Here is an 18154-nt window from a genome sequence, read left to right on the forward strand (position 1 = left end):
GTGAGTGCTGTCGTAATTATCTTAATAATATTAATTGGCATCCCTTAAAGCTAGGACCAGAAAGGCAACTGATATAAACGATATAGGATTTACGCAGAGATTCCCCTCTACCCCCCGAAGTTCCTAAGATGAAAGTCTGACGAATCAGGGGGGACTTCTTAACTCCTATATCTCTCAAGATTCATCTAAATACTATCTGTATTCCTCCATACGGAAAGGACATAATTTTATTTTTGAGGAGATTTTGATCAGCATATTTTGAATAACAAAAAGGTGCAAAAATCAATCTAATAGAAATTTTATTTCTATCTAGGTAATCTATACCTGGCAATGGAGAATAAATATGAAAGTCAAACTTTTAAATGTGCTTACCGTAAGTTTGGTAACTTTAGCATTAATTTCTCCAGGGGCAGTAGTATTTGCTATAGTTTGGGGACAACATAGAGAGTTCGTTAAAACACAGAATTTATCCTGTGAATTGCCGAAAATAAATATAGCATCTCCTCAATTAGTTCCCCAACAAAAAATTATCAACACTCAGCCATCTTTAGTCAAGGTTAAATTATCTAACAATAACTTTCTACATCAATTAAAAATTGCTGCAAGAAAATATAAATTAGCAACAATTTTGCAATGGATATTTTTAATCACACCGATTTGTACTGGGATAGGAATTATTGCTTATGACAGATATCTTGTCTATCGTGCTGCTGTATTAAAAGAACACATTGCCATCTTAGAAAGAATGTGGCAACAAAGCATCGAACAGTAATTTTTCAAGTTAATCATTCACCATAAACTAAATTATCATGACAGACGAACGCCAAACACAGTATTTTAATTTAATTGATGAACTTCTCCAATGTCCTAATGGTCAAGAACCAGAAGTTTTGGAAGCACAACCGGAATTAATTGACTCTGGTTTAGTGCAAGCAATGTTACAAGTAGCCACAATGTTTGCTCATCAAGGTAATCAAGATGGAGCGCAATTTCTATTTTTTGTTGCTAAACAATTAGCAAAGGAATTAGGTTTATATCCTGAAGTTTCTAATCAAGTTGTCACTCAGGAGTAATGATGCTATTGACTTCAACTGATGCTGGAAAAATATCATTAGAATTTCTTTTGGCAGATTGGAATATTGCTGATGATTATAGAGATTGGTTTACAGTGATTAATTCTCGATTAATGGGTGAGAGTTGGTACATTGTAGAATTGGGTGTAGAGGGATTACCTGATAAATGGTTTATGCAGGTTTATGACACAGGAGTTTGTGACCCTAACTATACTTTTATTTCGCCAATTTCTGGTTCAGAGGGATATACCGATTTGAAAAGTCTACCAGATATTATTGCTGATGTTTTAGTAGCAGAACGTAATTCTCGATAAAAACTTGATATCTTTAGATCCCCGACTTCTTAAAGAAGTCGGGGATCTGGTATTTTATTATTAATTTTGTCAGGTTTAAATGACAATTATATGTTATACTAAATAGAGTTATGGAAGCTACAGAAGAATCAGTCACATGATTACTGAAGACATCCTATCCCAAGAATTTATTAGAGTCGTAAATGACTATTATCCAGCCGTGGGAGAACTCTTAGAAGGCTGTCATGTGAAAGTTATCACTTGCTTTTGGGGACGACCTGCAAAACGGTTTCGATATATAGGAATTTATTGTCGAGAAGACATGATGCCCTGTATTCAAGCCAAAAAAGAAATCCTCAGAGAATTAGCCGAAAATATGGGGTTAATTCAAGTAGTTTGTTTCAATGCTAAACGATTGCTACGTGACCCTATGTCGAAGTTAAAACAGTCTGAACCTCGATTATGGTTGGAGTTGCAATTAATGGCAGCCTAATCTGATATTTGGTCAACAATGAAAACAGGACTTTTCTGCAATTACGAAAATCATCACCTAGATGCTAGACGGACTATTTTTGAGCAAGTTTTATTGGTAAAAGAGGCTGAAAGTTTAGGTTTTGAAGAAGCTTGGGTAACAGAACATCATTTTAATGAGTTCAATCTCAGTTCTTCAATTTTGCTGTTATTGGCACATTTGGCAGGTATGACTTCGCAAATTCGTCTAGGAACTGCCGCTGTATTATTGCCATTTCATCAGCCAATTCGCGTGGCTGAAGATATTGCTACGTTGGACAATCTTTGTAGTGGTAGGCTGGCTTTTGGGGTAGCTAAAGGTGGACCTTTTCCGCAGCAAAATAAACATTTTGGGGTGACAACTCAGGAATCTCGCACCAGAATGTTAGAGTCAGTGGCATTGATTCAAAAGCTTTTATATGAGACTAACGTATCATTTAATGGCGAATATTATCAATGCGAAAATCTCACAATTCATCCCCAACCATTGCAAAAACCAATTCCCATATATGTTGCTAGTGGTGACAATGATGCAATTGAATTTGCTGCTAAAAATTCCTTTGGAATCATGGGTGGTCCACCTTTTTCTTTAGAAAGACTCAAGAAGACAGTCAATAAATATCGGGAATTTAATTCCAGTGGTGCTGATAAGTTCCTGTTAGCCCGGTTCTTTTTTGTGGGTAAAACTCATGATGAAGCGGTAAATGAAGCATTGCCTTTTATTCGCCATTTCAGCAAAGAAATGACAGCTAACTCAACTCAAGTAATGCAGAAAAGTCCTCAACAACCAGCATTTGATCGGACAAATATTTGTTTCGATGAAGACTATTTGATTGAGAATTCTATTATCGGTGATGTTAACGGTTGTCGTGACAAAATCAAGAAATTTCAGGACGAATTAGATCTCAGCACACTAGCGTTAAAACCCTCATCTTTTTCTTTGCAAAAAAATCGAGAAAGTTTGCAACGCTACAATCAAGAGGTGCGGAATTATGTCTAAACTTTCTTTGCTTCCTCCCGATGATTTACCTCCTACAAAGGTAACAAAAGAGGATGGAATTCTCCATTTGGAATTGGAACAATCTATTGGTAAATGCTTCTTCTATGCGTGCGATCGCATTACCCAAGTATTACTATCTAATTGTCAGTGGTACATGACCACAGATAAGACTACTTTGATGTTAATTGTAGACTGTCCCGATATAGTTGCTTATTGGCATATAGTCAGCAATATTCCCCAATTGGGAAATAGACTGGAAAGATTTACTAAAAATGCCAAAATTCGCGTTTATCCTCCTTTTGGCAAAGGATCACCTTTTGAAATTGGAGTAACCGAAATTTCAGCCTATCGAGATTGGTTGTAATTCCTAAATTATATTTTAATCACTATCAGATCCCCGACTTCTTAAAGAAGTCGGGGATCTATCATCTATCTTGTTATAATAAAATTAACACAAAAATATAGCAGCCATGATTAGTAACTTTGTCAATAATAAAAAAGAATTATTTGACCGTTGGGCAAATAGTTATGATTGGGCATTTCCTTCTTTTATTTACCAAGCTATTCATAAAAGATTACTGACAAAAGTTGAATTATCACCAAATGCAAATGTACTTGATTTAGGCTGTGGAACTGGACGTTTATTAAACAGATTAGCAACTCAGTTTCCAGAAATTACAGCTACAGGTTTAGATTTGTCTCCCCAAATGTTGCGGATAGCAAGACAAAATAACCGTCATCGTCCCCGATTAATTTATCTGGAAGGTAATGCTGAACATCTTCCCTTTGCTGAGGGACAATTTGATGCGGTTTTTAATACCATCAGCTTTTTGCATTATCCTCAACCAGAACAGGTTTTAAATGAGGTAGCAAGGGTACTTTCTCCTGGTGGTAAATTCTATTTAGTGGACATTACTTTTAATAACTCATCACCATGTCAAATTACGCCCCATTCTCCCACAGGAATTCGGTTTTATAGTAAGAAACAAAGAGAAGAAATGGGTAATAATGCTGGATTAACTTGTGTAGGTCATTATGACTTATTAGGATTTGTATTATTAACGGTTTTTCAAAAATAATCTTTGTAGGGTGTTGCGTACATGAGACGTGCTTGCAATTAACCTAATTACTCAAAGCTAATTTCACCCAGTAAAGGATGCAGTTAGGGAACAATCTTCTGGACCTTGCAATTAACCTAATTACTCAAAGCTAATTTCACCTTCATCTACAGTACAGCCGCAACTATTCCGCGTACTCCTTGCAATTAACCTAATTACTCAAAGCTAATTTCACCTTTTCTATCTAGACTACGACATCAACCTAAAACCTTGCAATTAACCTAATTACTCAAAGCTAATTTCACCTAATCTTTTGGTGAGTTTCCTGTAGGGTTCTAGGCTTGCAATTAACCTAATTACTCAAAGCTAATTTCACCCCAGCACCTTCCCTTTTACCACCTTTATTCATAACTTGCAATTAACCTAATTACTCAAAGCTAATTTCACCTTATTCCCCCCGTTTTTCTGGAGGGGTTAACACTTGCAATTAACCTAATTACTCAAAGCTAATTTCACCATTTTCTGTAGTCCACCAGGGGTCATAATTTGTTTATCTTGCAATTAACCTAATTACTCAAAGCTAATTTCACCCCCTTCCCAGCGGTGGCATAGGGTATGGGATAACTTGCAATTAACCTAATTACTCAAAGCTAATTTCACCTTTCAGCTTTAGCATCGGCTAATGTGCCAGAACTTGCAATTAACCTAATTACTCAAAGCTAATTTCACCTTGGCTGGCAATTCCAATTCGATGGGAATTGAACCCTTGCAATTAACCTAATTACTCAAAGCTAATTTCACCTCATGGCTGCACTCGGTTCTCAATTGAGTCAGATCTTGCAATTAACCTAATTACTCAAAGCTAATTTCACCAACTCGCAGAGGGGGGATGCTAGTGGACTACAAACTTGCAATTAACCTAATTACTCAAAGCTAATTTCACCTGCCGTATCCCAGATAGTAAGCTGTGTAAAGCTTTCAGATGATGATTGCGCGGATCTCTTTTTTTTCTTAGTTTTGGGAATTTTATTTTCCACTGAATTCGGTGAAATGCTTGATGTGCAAGGTGCGCGAGTATCTGGCTTATTGTCAAGGTTCGGATCGCTTACGGTGTCTAGCTTTGAGGTTGTTTTTGCGGATTTAGGTTTTTTACACCCTCCCTTCCGCGCTTTGTTCCCCTTTTGGGGGGTTAATTGATCGGCATATTCCACCGATGATGCGGCGATCGCTTCCGCTTCCTGCTTCACAGACTTACTAATCGAGTTTTCAGTCTCACTTAGTGGCGAGTCTCCACTAAATAGGATTTCTCCATCAGGCTTAAATTCCCCCGATCCAAGCGAGGTATTTTCTTGATGTGCTTCATACCAATCCCAAAGGCGGTATTCACCACTTTCCAAGAAACTTGATCTTAGCAGATGATTTCTAGCTGCATTTACATCTGCTTGTTGCTTAATCCCAAATAATTTACATTTGGGATTTTTGCGATAAAAATCTGTTTGTGAAGGACGATCACCTTCAGTTCCGCAGCTATGACATAGCTTACTAGAATAATGTGGCTTTGTCAAGAGAAAACTATTTTTACCTCTTAATGTTTCCATCTTATTTTTAGTTTTTTCTCTTAGACCACCCATACCAGCATTAGCCAAAGCCCTGTTTAGACCTGCTTTACGTTTTGCACCATTTCGTTCATATCCGTTACCATCGGCTCTGAGTTTAGCTTTAGGTCTTTTGTTAATGTTATTATGTTGCGTTTCTTCCCAAGCTATAGCCCCAAATGTCCTAACTAAATAGGTGCTAATTTTATGCTGATAAGCTGAACGACTACGACGGTTAACTTCATGTTGTTTAGCTAATTGTTGAGATGTTTTTTTAAAGTTCTTACCGTGTTTTGTCTGCCTTGATAGTTTACGTTGTAGTCGCTGTATACGTTTTTCTCTTTTTTCTGCCTTAGCATTAGGTTTAATTAATGTACCCTTATCAGTTGCTATAAGTGCCTTAACACCGGGATCTATCCCTACAGCTTTATCTGATTTTTTAATGCCAGCTTTATGTGATTCGTGAATATATAAAGCTGTTTCGAGTTGATTAACTTGTTGCTTTAAATCCGCTTTTGTATCTTCATCTTTTGTTGATTTAATTTCCTTTTTAACCGTTCTTAATTCTACTTCTAGTGAACTAGCAACTGTTAAACAAACATACCACCCCGATGGTTCTTTTTTGATAACAGCAGAACGAATATCAGAACCATTTTCAATTCTTAAATGATTGTTATTAACGAAGATAATTCCATCCGTTAAACCAGGAAGTATGAGTTTATTATTCTTTAGTTTTATGTTTTCTGGACTAACACAGAAAAATGAAGAAACAGGTTCTTTTTTGAATTTTGGTATGTGAGCATCACGGCGTTTAACATCAACATAAGCGGCCCAACTCGTAGCCAATCTGTTAAGCGTACCCTTTAGGTAAGATGAGCTAAGTGTTAGTTTAGGTAGTCCCCTTTCTTCCCTGATTTTGCTGCACTTCTCAATAGTTAAACAACCTGATAAGGTCATATAGATACTACTAGCAGAACTTCCCATGCGTTTAGTTCCATCCTTACCTGGTTTTAGGTGTGCTATGAGTCGGGGTTCTGATGGGAGCAATCGCTTTTCAATCGGTGTATATTTTCCTGATTTATCAATGTACGCAATTCTACAAGAATGTCCGCCTAAACCAAAATATTTGTATGTCTTGTCTTTTTCCCATTTAGTAAGTAATTCTTCCATACGCTTAGTGTCAGGCTTCATGGGTAATGACCATCCACTTTTTTTAGATAGACTCAAACAACAGAGATCAATTCCATCTAAGGATATATTGCTTTCAGATGCTTTTTTAGCTAACCATCCGTAGTAGTTGATTGTGTGGTCTTCTATCAAAAGCTCTAGTGCTAAGTTCCACGCCCAAGCAAGATCCGGGGCGTTGCTTTTTAATAAAAAATCTTCCTGATTTTTGGTTAAGATGACTTTTAATTCCAGGGTTTTCATATAAAATATGCTTGTGCGATCGCCCACATCGTGCTTACAGTTGTGAATTTATGCTAACAACATTATGATGGGACTAGATTGGGTAGTCTTAATTATACCCATATTATATATGTTCAGCTAACCTGCTACTAAATTGAATAGTGTAAAAAGGTCAAATTATTATAAAAATTACTGTAATGGGAGCATATTGCTCCCTTGCTTAATCCTGTGTAAATTAAATACAAAACAGCTTACTAGCGTAAACTAGCCCAAGTTTTGATTAGTTTATCAAAAGAAAATTGCAATTAAACAGAAACCACAACCTTACTAAACAAAAACCCATACCAATCTTCCAAACCTTCTCCAGTAGTAGCAGAAACTTGGAAAATTTTGATTTTGGGATTTACCTGTTTTGCATATTCAATACAGCGTTGAACATCGAATTGTAAATAGGGAAGTAAATCAATTTTTGTCAAAATCATAATATTACTATTACGGAAAATATGGGGATATTTAATAGGTTTATCTTCCCCCTCTGTCACAGATAAAATTACAACTTTAGCAGCTTCTCCCAAGTCAAACAAAGCCGGACAAACCAAATTTCCGACATTTTCAATCATCACCACAGAATTAAGAGGTGGATTCAGTTCTTGCAGCCCTTTTTCTATCATTGATGCGTCTAAATGACAGCCTGTACCCGTGTTGATTTGCACAACTTTACAACCTGTTTGTTTAATCTTTTCCGCATCATTAGTAGTTTCTTGATCACCTTCAATCACGCTAATAGTTAATTTATCTTTTAAATCATTAATAGTCCGAGTTAATAATGTGGTTTTTCCCGCACCTGGAGAACTCATTAAATTCAAAGCCAGAATATTTCGACCTTTAAACCAGCCGCGATTTTGGGCAGCTAATAAGTTGTTTTTACCTAAAATTTCTTGTTCTAAAGATATTGTTGTATTATGAATTTTAGCATGAATTTGGGGTGCTTCTTCATGGTGATGAGAATGAGTAATTACAGTTCCATCTGCTAAAGTATGGGTATGATGATGTTCATTTTCCATGTTTGTAATTGTCGTTTGATTATCGTCAGAACAACCGCAGGTTACACACATAATTCCTCTACTTCAATTTCTTTGATTTTTAATTCTTGACCAGCTATGATATCTAATTGCACACTACCACATTGACAAATTCCGAAAGGTTTATCTATACTAAAAGTTGTACCACATTGACGACATTTAGCCATTCCGGGTATTTCTAAAATTTCTAATATTGCCCCTTCGACTATTGTACCTTGGGCGCAAATATCAAAACAGAATTTAATCGCATCTGGCATAATCGCTGATAATTTGCCAATTTCTAATAATACTCTTTGAACTTTTTTATTTTGGGCGTTTTCGCTAACTATGGCGATGATGTTTTGGGTGATTCCTAATTCGTGCATATACTTTTTTTAAACGAACCACAGAGGCACAGAGGACACAGAGAAAAGAAGTGAATTTGTAGGTTGGGTTAAGCGATAGCGCAACCCAACAAAACCACAAAAATGTTGGAAGTGTTGGGTTTCCTTCGTCAACCCAACCTACGCAATTTATACATTTTAACAAATTCTGGGGAGTTGGTCGCCGACTAGCATATCTATGATTCTTTCTGCACCAAAGGCGGTTTTTAAGAGGACTATTCCTGGTGGTGTGGGAATAATTTCACCTATGATAGATGCTTGTTTTCCTGTGGGGTGGTTTTGCATTGTTGCTAAAATTAAATCTGCTTTTTCTGGAGGGGCAACAATGACTAATTTTCCTTCGTTGGCTAAATATAATGGTTCTAAACCTAAAATTTCACATACTCCATTTACCTCTTCTCTGATAGGAATTGCGTTTTCATTAATGCGTATTCCTAGGTTGGCTGTGTGGGCAAATTCGTTTAATACTGTGGCTAAACCTCCTCTGGTTGCGTCTCTCATGGCGTGAATTTGCGGACAAACTTTGATAATTTCGGCGACTAATTCATGTAATGGTTGACAGTCACTTTCTATATCTGTTTCTAATGCTAATTCTCCTCTGGCAATTAATATTGCTGTGCCATGATTGCCAATTTCTCCGTTGATAATTACCACGTCTCCTGGTTGAATATTGCGGGGAGAAATATCAATGTTTGGGGGAATTATGCCAATTCCGGCAGTATTAATAAATAGTTTGTCAGCACAACCACGATTAACAACTTTTGTGTCTCCTGTGACTATTTGCACTCCGGCTTTTTGGGCTGCTTTTTGCATACTGGCAACTACACGCCGTAATGTTTCTACTGGTAAACCTTCTTCTAAAATGACGCTACAGGTAAGATATAAAGGTTTTGCACCACTCACAGCTAAATCATTAATTGTGCCATTAATTGCTAGTTCTCCTATGTCTGAACCAGGAAAAAATAAGGGGTCTACTACATAGGAATCTGTGGTAAATGCTAATCTGTTTCCATATTGGGAAAGATTGGCTAAATCAAATGTGGCTTGGTCTTCTAATTGGGAAAGAATGGGATTATCAAAACTTTTCACAAAGATATCATCTATTAAATCTCTCATAGCTTTACCACCGCTACCATGGGATAAGTTAATATGAGTATCTCTTACCTTTCCTTGACGACGACGGACTTGCTCAATTTTTTGGAAAAGGGGATTTTGATGAGAGTTGATTGTCATTTTTAAAATTGCTTTGTAATTATATTTTTTTCCTGTGGGACAGGCAAGATGCCTGTCATTATTAATTAATTACCTACCCGTTTCTTCATGTCTACCATTATGTTTATCGTAATGTAAAACGCCACCAACTGCCCAATCTTCCCGTTCAAATTCATCAATATGAATAGTTATCCATTCGGGTTTTGTTCCTAAAGCAGAAACTAAAGCGTCAGTTACAGCTTTAACTAATTTTCGCTTTTTTTCTATGGAGTGACCTTTACCAATTTGGACAGTTACAAAAGGCATATCATTTTCCTCAAATTGTGTAATTTAGACTGATATAGGTTCGGTTGATACACCTGATTTATCTCTTTTTGCCATAGTTGAAAGTCGCCCATATTTGTAATAAGCTGCACAAGCACCTTCGGAGGAAACCATACAAGTTCCTATGGGTGTTTCTGGTGTGCAAGCTGTTCCAAATACTTTACATTGCCAAGGTTTTAAAACTCCTTTGAGAATTTCTCCACATTGACAAGCTTTATGATCTGCTACTTTTAAATTAGGAATTGTAAATTTAGCTTCTGCATCAAATTGGGCATATTCTTCACGGATTTTAAAACCAGAATTGGGGATTTCTCCTAAACCTCTCCATGCAAATTTTTCACGGACTGCAAATACTTTATTTATGGCTGTTAAGGCGTTTTGATTTCCCCTAGGTTCTACTAAGCGATTATATTGATTTTCGACTTGACAACGATTTTCTACTATTTGTTTTAATAACATCCAAATTGATTGGAAGATGTCTAATGGTTCAAAGCCAGAAATAACGATGGGTTTATGATATTTTTGGGCAATAAATTCATAAGGTTCTGTGCCTATGACCATACTTACATGACCAGGACCAACAAAACCATCGAGTTGTAAATCGGGATTTTCTAATAATGCTTCTAATGCAGGAATTACTAATACATGATTAGAAAACATACTAAAGTTAGTGATATTTTCTGCGGCTGCTTGGAGGATGGTAAATGCAGTGCTGGGGGCGGTGGTTTCAAAGCCTAAACCAAAGAAGATGATTTCTTTATGGGGGTTTTCTTTGGCTATTTTCAGGCTGTCTAAGGGTGAATAAACCATGCGAATATCTGCACCTTGGGCTTTAGCTTGCAATAAGCTGGTTTTTGCACCGGGTACGCGCATTGCGTCGCCAAATGTGGTAAATATGATGTTGGGTAGTTGACAGAGTGCGATCGCATCATCTATTCTCCCTTTAGGCATGACGCACACTGGACAACCCGGCCCATGAATTAATTCAATATTATCGGGTAATATTTCTTCGATTCCGTATTTGAAAATAGCATGGGTATGTCCTCCACATACTTCCATTATTTTTAAATGTCTGTCTATTTGTTGGCTGAGTTTGGTTATTTCTTGTTGTAAAGCGAGGGCTTTTTCTGGGTTACGAAATTCGTTTACATATTTCATAATTTTTGTTTCGCGCAAAGGCGCAAAGGTGCAAAGACGCAAAGGAATAAAGGAGATTTTAAGGATAAGATTGGGCTATTTCTTGCAATAATTGTAATGTTTCTGCGGCTTCTTGTTCGTTGATTCTGTTCATGGCAAAACCGACGTGGACTAATACCCAATCTCCTATACAAGTTTCTGGGGGGTGTTGTTCGTCAACTATACAGGCTATGTTTATTTGGCGTTTGACTCCTCCAATATTAACTATGGCTAGTTTATGTTCTGGGTTGGTTATTTCTGTGATTTGTCCGGGTATTCCTAAGCACATTTTAGTTTTCCTTTTTAAAGATTTATTTCACGCAGAGGCGCGGAGACAACAGAGGTTTTTATGTTATTTCTTTTAAGTATTTAGCGGCTGCAATTACGGCTTGTCCTAGTGATAATCCGCCATCATTTGTGGGTACTATACTATGAGTTAATACATTAAGTTCTAATTTTTCTAGTCGCATTTTTACCTGTTGTAATAGAATTTGGTTCTGAAATACGCCTCCTGTTAATGTTACTTGATTAAATTGATGTTCTTGTCTAAGTTGTTGAACCATTGTTACAATAGCAATAGCTAAACTTTTATGAAATCCCGCAGCTATTATTGATGATGAGATGTGCTGTTTAATATCATTAAGAATTTCTCGCCATGTTGGGGATGTATCTATATAATAAATACTATCTAATTTTTTAAATTTAAAGGAATAATTTAGACTTTCTTTATCATTGTTTAAAATATTGATATCAGTTATTGCTTCCATTTCTATGGCTGCTTGTCCTTCATAACTGCATTGTTCTCGACAAATACCTATGGCGGCTGCAACTGCATCAAATAATCTTCCTACTGATGATATTAAGGGTGAATTAATACCTTTTTCTATGATTTGATTGAGTAGTCTAGGGTTTTTATGTTCTAAGAATTTGATTATTTCTAAATCACTATATTTTTCTTTAAGTTCTTCCCAGGTGAAAGCATTAATTAATTGAGAGTATGTATTTCTCCAAGGTTGATAAATTGCCTGTTTTCCTCCTATCATGGGCATAGGTTTAAATGTGGCTAAACGTTGAAAATTTTGATAGTCTGCTAATAAAAATTCTCCTCCCCATAATGTACCGTCTTCACCATACCCTAACCCATCAAATGCTATTCCTAATACTGGTTTTGTATCTAAAGAAATTTGATTTTCTGCCATACAAGCGGCTATATGAGCGTGATGATGTTGAATTTCTGCTAATTTAATATTATTAACCGTTGCTAGTTCTTTACCTAGTTTAGATGATAAGTATTCTGGATGTTTATCAATAGCAATTATTTCTGGTTTATGTTCAAATAAATTCAGATATAAATTCAATATTTCTTGATAAGCATTAAAAGCAGCCGCATTTTCTAAATCTCCTAAATGTTGTGATAAAATCGCCTCATCTTCTCTTAATAAACAAAAGGTATTTTTTAACTCACTCCCCATGGCTAAAATTGGCGGTATTTTCTCAAATCCAGGTGGTAATTTAATCGGTGCTGGTGCATATCCCCTAGCACGTCTAAGGGTTTGTATTTGATTATCAATAACTCTAACTATGGAATCATCTACTCTATTAACAATATCTCGATTATGTAAAAGAAAATAATCAGCTATTTTTGATAATTTATCTTTTGCATCTTCATTATCTATACATTGTGGTTCATCAGAAATATTCCCACTAGTTAAAACTATGGGTACTTTCATTCTTCTGAGAATTAAATGATGTAGCGGCGTATAAGGTAGCATGAAACCCAGGGTATTTTGTCCTGGGGCTAGGTCAGATGCTAATTTACTATGATCTTTAATATTTAATAAAACAATAGGTGCAGCAGGACTTGTTAATAATTCTTTTTCCAACTCATTAATATAGCAATATTCAGAAATAATATTAATATCCCTTGCCATTAAAGCCAAAGGTTTATGATAACGCTGTTTACGATTTCTGAGTTTTAAAACTGCATTTTCTAAAGTGGCATCACAAGCTAAATGAAAACCGCCTAAACCTTTAATAGCAACAATTTCACCCTTTTGTAATAAAGTACAAACAGCATCCACATCATCTAACATAGAAAACATATCAGAGATAACAGGTTTACCGTCAGCCCTTTCTAACCATGCACGCGGTCCACATTCAAAACAAGCCACAGGTTGGGCATGAAAACGACGATTTTCGACATCTTGATATTCCTTTTCACATTCCTTACACATTGAAAAATTCACCATGCTAGTGTTATTTCTATCGTAAGGAATAGCCCGAATAATACTCAACCTTGGACCACAATGAGTACAATTAGTAAAAGGATAACGAAAATAACGACTAAAAGGATCAAAAATCTCCCTTTGACATTGGGGACAAGTTGCAGCGTCAGGAGAAATTTCCGTTTTCACCATACTATTAACACTGCGAGAAATCACAAAATCATTAAAATCAAACTCCCCCAAATATGGACTTCTAATCACCTCATTAATTCTTGCCAAAGGAGGGCATTCTTGATATAATTGATTGACAAACTCCGCTATTTCCTCCTCACTCCCAGAAACACGAATTAACACCCCTTCACCATCATTACAAACATCACCTTTCAAACCAAAAACTTTCGCCAAACGATACACAGTAGGACGAAAACCCACCCCTTGCACAATACCACAAACCCGAATTTCTTCTATTCTCATCTTTGCGTCTTTGCTCCTTTGTATCTTTGCGCGAAATAATTAAAACTTCCAAATCAAAACGCGATTATTCCCAGAATCAGCAACTACCGCATTCTCACCACAAACCTTAATTCCATAACACCAATTTAAACTTTGTCGTGTTGGTAGTCCAAAATTCCGATTTTCACTTTTATTTGTAAAGTTATCTTGTCCCATCACACCATCAGCATTCGCACCCTGCAATAATAAAATAGATGCTCGTTTTTTCCATCCTAGCAAACGGGAATTAGCTGTATCAGCAACTATTAACCAATCCCCCGCAATATCTACCCCATAAGGCATACTTAAACTACTGGCACTAGGGAAATAAACACCTTGATTCAATTCCACAAAATTGAAGTTTTTTTGTCCTAAAACCACCGCACAAGGGGCATTATTTACTGTTGGTATTCCTTCCCAAATCATGACCCGATTATTACCCGCATCTGTGACAACTAAATTATCTTCCCAAAGGGTGATATCATGACACCAACGCATACTAGCAGCAGTGGGAGAACCACCCCCATTTTCATTGCGTGATATCATATCTGGTTGTCCCAAAACTATATCCGCAGGTTGTCCATTTTCTGTGGGTAATTGATTCCAAATTAATAACCGACGATTGCCAGTATCAGCTACCAATAACTTACCTTGATGATAGAAAATACCATAAGGCCAATGTAAAGTATTTGCCGCAGGTTGTTGATTTCCTCGGTTATGTAAATTATCAATAAAGTTAGATTGTCCTAATACTAAATCTGCGGGAATATGACTATCTGTAGGGATATTATACCAGATGAGAATGCGATGATTCCAAGCGTCTGCAACGGCTAAACCATGACCACATTTGCAAATACCTGTAGGGACACTAAATGTAGATTTTCCTGGTGTTCTTTTAGCGTTTTGTCCTTCATGAAAAAAGTCAGGTTGTCCTATTATCCAGTCAGCAGGTTGATGATCTTTTGTGGGTAAATTTCGCCACCCTAATAAACGATGATGTCCTGTATCTGCTACCCATAATGGTCCCGTTGGTGACAATAAACAAGCTGCACGGGGTCCAAACATTGTTGTGGGAGTAGGTGCAATAGGTATTGCTATTTGTTCTGGTGTAATATTGTTTCCTAATATTATTTTTGCACCATGAGGGGAGAGGGGTAAATGGGGGATATTTTGGGTTTGCAATGTAGACAGGGAATTAATATTTACGCTATTTACTCCAATACGGTTTAGTTAATAAAATTGTAGGTTGGTTTAAGCGATAGCGCAACCCAACAAAGTTTGGAAAATGTTGGGTTTCCTTGCGTGAAACTCATCTACTTAGATTATTGGAAAACCTGGAATAATTCTATCAATTTCCTGCATTTTTCGTAAAGTTTCTGTTAAAGCAATAACAATTATTTGATACTGGTTATAGAAAAGCTTGCCTCAGCATGAATTATGATATAATTGTATTACTTGATAGAGTTGAGATTACTTTGTTAAATTATGTTGATAAAATAAATACTATGCCAGCTAAAGACATCTATCACAATACTGTAAAAAATGCACTTATCAAAGATGGTTGGAAAATTATCCATGACCCTTTACGAATTCGTTTAGCAAGAGGTAAAAATCTATTTGTTGATTTAGGTGCTGAAAGATTATTAGCAGCAGAACGAGAAACAGAAAAAATAGCTGTTGAGGTGAAAAGTTTTACTCGTCCTTAGGATATGAAAGACCTGGAAGACGCTGTTGGTCAATTTGTTTTGTATGATCATTTATTAGCACGTTATTATCCTGAATATAAGTTATTTCTGGCTGTGAGTGAAAGCACTTGTAAAACAGTTTTTGAAGAAGAAGCTGGTCAAACTTTAATTGAAGATGGTGTAATTCGTTTATTTAGTTTTGATGCTGAACAGGAGGTAATTGTCAAATGGATTCCTTAACTAATCAATATCGTCAAATAATTAAAAAAATTCTTGAAGAATATGGTGATTTTCTTGGCAATGATGAACAAGTTAAAGTTGAATTGGTGTTAGATGAAAAAAATGATCGTTATTTATTAGTAGAAACTGGTTGGAAAAATGGTTATCGTATTTATGGAAGTTTATTACATCTTGATTTAATTGATGGTAAGGTTTGGATTCAACATGATGGTACTGAGGAGGGAATTGCTAATGATTTGGTTGCTGCGGGAATACCAAAAGGACATATTATTTTAGGGTTTAAAGCGCCTGACGTTAGGAAATATACGGAGTTTGCGGTTTTTTAGGTAAAAATTTGTTAATTACCGCATTATATTGGTATAATCAGTTTAAGTTAATACTATAACCAAGTAAGTGCATAAAAAATATGCCTAAAAAAAAATCGCAAAATCCAGATCAGCAACCCCTCTTTCATATTTTAGATGACGGTTCTATTATATACAATATATCAGATAGCATTACACAATCTAATGATAGTCCAAGCAATAATGGCGAAATATCATCCAATAATAAACAAAATTTAGATTTTGATAAAAACAATAATTCATCAAAATCTAAAATAATAGACTTAAATAGCAATTGCATAGAGAATCCCAAATTACAAAATGTGTTAAATAGAAGTCAAGATGCTGAAGAAACTAAAAAATTAGTTATACCTATAAAATTTGAAGATATAGTTAAATTAATTGGTACAAACATGGCCAGAATGGCAAAGTTGATTGTTCCCGTTACAGAGTTTGAAGAAAAAATTATACAAGTTGTCAGTGATATAGATTTATCTGGATATCTTTTATTCTTGTATGGATCTTCTGGTGTGGGTAAATCAACTTTTATAAGTTCATTAGAATTTAGAAAGCACATACCAATTCAAAAAATAGAATCTATAGATACACGTAAATTAGAAATTGATGATAATCAATCTCTTCCCAAATTAAAAAAGTTATTTAAGCGTATAGATAGCATCTCAAGTAATTTCTTTATGGAAAATAAAGATAATGATACAAATAAACTGTGTATTGTTATTGATTATTTGGAAAGTTTAGATGATGAAGATGGTCATCAAGTAAAAGGTTTCTTTAGAGATTTAAACGGATTGCTGCGTCAATATCCAATTATTATTATTTGGCCTGTTACAGAAAGGAATGATTTAGAAACTATGCAAGGTTTCGCAAAAAGTTTTTCTAGCACAATGTTTCATAGAAGAATTCCATATATAGATTTTACTGGTCCACTAATTAAAGAATACCCAAATATTGCAAAAAGAACTATTCAAATTTTTAATAATGGTAAAAATTGCTATAATTTTCAATTAAATGATAATGACTTTGAAGATTTAAAAAATAAATACGAAAACAAACCCAAAGACAAACATTTAATCAGAGATTATTTAAATGATGTAATAAGTATTTGGGAACAAAAAACCGATTATCGTAGTAAGATAGTTAGAAGTGTTCCTAGACCTACAGAAGTTTGGTTTATATTTTGTTATCCAGATGCCGAAAATACTGTTGGTCAATTTGCTAAACAGTCTCACGATTTTATAGATGAAATGTGGAATGCCGAGTTTAAAGCACTCTATACATATATAAGTGGACATACTCAAAGAAAGGCTGATTGGTCTTCTGATCGTCTTAATCTTGCATTAAATGGTATATTGACAACTAAAATTATGTATTTACCAACAAATGCTTTGGTTGGTTGTATAGCAGCTTATTCTAAAGAAGCAGGGTTAAATATATCAAAAGAAGAATTTATCAATGATTATAAAGTTCCTGAATCTTGGATTAGCAAACAACACGCTAAAGATAGATTAGCTGTAACTCCTCTATATTTTCAGTTATCAGGTCGTTCAATGACTGTAGGAAAACGGAAAAGTGGTCCAGTAAAACAAGCATTGAAAACAGCAACCAAACCATTTGATAAATTGAATGAAAATCTATACAAAAAAATAATAAGTGATCAACGTTTTAATAAGACTTTATATTATGCTCTCGAGGAGATATTTATTAAAGATCAATCTAATTTAGAATTGAGTTGTGAAAAGGCACATCCATTTTTACCAACAATTAGACCAGACATATTAATTAATGTTCACAATAATAAATATATTTGTTTAGAGTTTTGTTATACAAATGATAATACTCCCGGTAATATGGCTGACTATGTTTTGAGGAAATTAAATACATATATGAAACAATTATGGATGGAACTAGGTTTACCACCTTTACAATCTTAAAGCGATCGCATTTCTGATATAGAGTTAGGAGCGATACCTTCGGTGCGCTTCGCTAACGCATTTCTGATGTAGAGTAAGTGCGATACCTTCGGTAATCTTCACTAACGCCTTGAGAATAATTAAA

General features: G+C 35.4%; 17 protein-coding genes, 2 pseudogenes and 1 CRISPR repeat array. Of the genes and pseudogenes, 10 read left to right on the forward strand and 9 right to left on the reverse strand.

The window, feature by feature from the left end; all coding sequences use genetic code 11:
* The first annotated feature begins 343 nt into the window (after positions 1-343).
* The 7 genes from BMF77_RS07895 (at position 344) to BMF77_RS07925 (ending at position 3955) form a co-directional block, all read left to right on the forward strand.
* On the forward strand, positions 344-772 hold the full coding sequence (locus BMF77_RS07895; protein ID WP_148761938.1) for a hypothetical protein: 429 nt from the start codon (positions 344-346) through the stop codon (positions 770-772).
* A 37-nt stretch (positions 773-809) separates the two neighbouring features.
* Positions 810-1073 carry a hypothetical protein gene (locus tag BMF77_RS07900; protein ID WP_015079389.1) on the forward strand — a complete coding sequence of 88 codons (264 nt, stop codon included), beginning with the start codon at positions 810-812 and terminating at the stop codon, positions 1071-1073.
* 2 nt (positions 1074-1075) lie between these two features.
* Entirely contained in the window at positions 1076-1387 is a 312-nt protein-coding gene (locus BMF77_RS07905; RefSeq protein ID WP_148766856.1) for a hypothetical protein, read from the forward strand.
* 136 nt (positions 1388-1523) lie between these two features.
* Positions 1524-1859 (forward strand): hypothetical protein, encoded by a 336-nt coding sequence (locus BMF77_RS07910; protein WP_148761940.1) that lies wholly within the window; start codon positions 1524-1526, stop codon positions 1857-1859.
* Between the two features lie 18 nt (positions 1860-1877).
* The gene (locus tag BMF77_RS07915) at positions 1878-2876 is read left to right on the forward strand and encodes an LLM class flavin-dependent oxidoreductase (protein ID WP_148761942.1); all 999 of its coding nucleotides are present in this window, start codon (positions 1878-1880) and stop codon (positions 2874-2876) included.
* Complete coding sequence (locus tag BMF77_RS07920; protein WP_148761944.1) at positions 2869-3240, forward strand: hypothetical protein; 372 nt, start codon at positions 2869-2871, stop codon at positions 3238-3240. Before BMF77_RS07915 ends, BMF77_RS07920 begins: the two co-directional genes overlap by 8 nt.
* 106 nt (positions 3241-3346) lie before the next feature.
* Positions 3347-3955, forward strand: a complete 609-nt coding sequence (locus BMF77_RS07925; protein ID WP_148761947.1) for a class I SAM-dependent methyltransferase — start codon at positions 3347-3349, stop codon at positions 3953-3955.
* Between the two features lie 31 nt (positions 3956-3986).
* A CRISPR array of direct repeats spans positions 3987-4878; the repeat unit is 37 nt; unit sequence CTTGCAATTAACCTAATTACTCAAAGCTAATTTCACC.
* 528 nt (positions 4879-5406) lie between these two features.
* On the opposite strand, the pseudogene BMF77_RS28930 reads toward BMF77_RS07925, so the two are convergent.
* The 9 genes and pseudogenes from BMF77_RS28930 to BMF77_RS07975 all read right to left on the reverse strand — a co-directional run.
* Positions 5407-6957 (reverse strand): annotated as a pseudogene (locus tag BMF77_RS28930) (transposase); the annotation flags it as partial.
* 284 nt (positions 6958-7241) lie between these two features.
* Positions 7242-8051: a hydrogenase nickel incorporation protein HypB gene (gene hypB / locus BMF77_RS07940; protein ID WP_148761948.1), complete on the reverse strand. Its 810-nt coding sequence runs from the start codon at positions 8049-8051 to the stop codon at positions 7242-7244.
* Positions 8042-8383: a hydrogenase maturation nickel metallochaperone HypA gene (gene hypA / locus BMF77_RS07945; RefSeq protein WP_148761950.1), complete on the reverse strand. Its 342-nt coding sequence runs from the start codon at positions 8381-8383 to the stop codon at positions 8042-8044. Before hypA ends, hypB begins: the two co-directional genes overlap by 10 nt.
* A gap of 156 nt (positions 8384-8539) precedes the next feature.
* Positions 8540-9634 carry a hydrogenase expression/formation protein HypE gene (gene hypE, locus BMF77_RS07950; RefSeq protein WP_148761952.1) on the reverse strand — a complete coding sequence of 365 codons (1095 nt, stop codon included), beginning with the start codon at positions 9632-9634 and terminating at the stop codon, positions 8540-8542.
* A gap of 69 nt (positions 9635-9703) precedes the next feature.
* Entirely contained in the window at positions 9704-9919 is a 216-nt protein-coding gene (locus BMF77_RS07955) for a 4-oxalocrotonate tautomerase family protein (RefSeq protein WP_015079398.1), read from the reverse strand.
* Positions 9920-9943: 24 nt separating this feature from the next.
* On the reverse strand, positions 9944-11095 hold the full coding sequence (hypD, locus tag BMF77_RS07960; RefSeq protein WP_148761954.1) for a hydrogenase formation protein HypD: 1152 nt from the start codon (positions 11093-11095) through the stop codon (positions 9944-9946).
* Between the two features lie 58 nt (positions 11096-11153).
* Positions 11154-11402: a HypC/HybG/HupF family hydrogenase formation chaperone gene (locus BMF77_RS07965; protein ID WP_148761956.1), complete on the reverse strand. Its 249-nt coding sequence runs from the start codon at positions 11400-11402 to the stop codon at positions 11154-11156.
* Positions 11403-11460: 58 nt separating this feature from the next.
* Complete coding sequence (gene hypF, locus BMF77_RS07970; protein ID WP_148761958.1) at positions 11461-13812, reverse strand: carbamoyltransferase HypF; 2352 nt, start codon at positions 13810-13812, stop codon at positions 11461-11463.
* 39 nt (positions 13813-13851) lie between these two features.
* Entirely contained in the window at positions 13852-15012 is a 1161-nt protein-coding gene (locus tag BMF77_RS07975; protein WP_210422314.1) for a hypothetical protein, read from the reverse strand.
* Between the two features lie 323 nt (positions 15013-15335).
* Here BMF77_RS07975 and BMF77_RS07980 point away from each other — a divergent pair.
* From BMF77_RS07980 to BMF77_RS07990, 3 genes and pseudogenes are all read left to right on the forward strand, one after another.
* Positions 15336-15755: pseudogene (locus tag BMF77_RS07980) on the forward strand (XisH family protein).
* On the forward strand, positions 15743-16081 hold the full coding sequence (locus BMF77_RS07985; RefSeq protein ID WP_148761963.1) for a XisI protein: 339 nt from the start codon (positions 15743-15745) through the stop codon (positions 16079-16081). The pseudogene BMF77_RS07980 and the gene BMF77_RS07985 overlap by 13 nt, the downstream one beginning before the upstream one ends.
* A gap of 80 nt (positions 16082-16161) precedes the next feature.
* Positions 16162-18030, forward strand: coding sequence for an ATP-binding protein (locus BMF77_RS07990; RefSeq protein WP_210422315.1), 1869 nt, complete (start codon positions 16162-16164; stop codon positions 18028-18030).
* The last annotated feature ends 124 nt before the right edge of the window (positions 18031-18154 follow it).

Source organism: Dolichospermum sp. UHCC 0315A (assembly GCF_008121535.1).
Lineage (GTDB): Bacteria > Cyanobacteriota > Cyanobacteriia > Cyanobacteriales > Nostocaceae > Dolichospermum > Dolichospermum lemmermannii.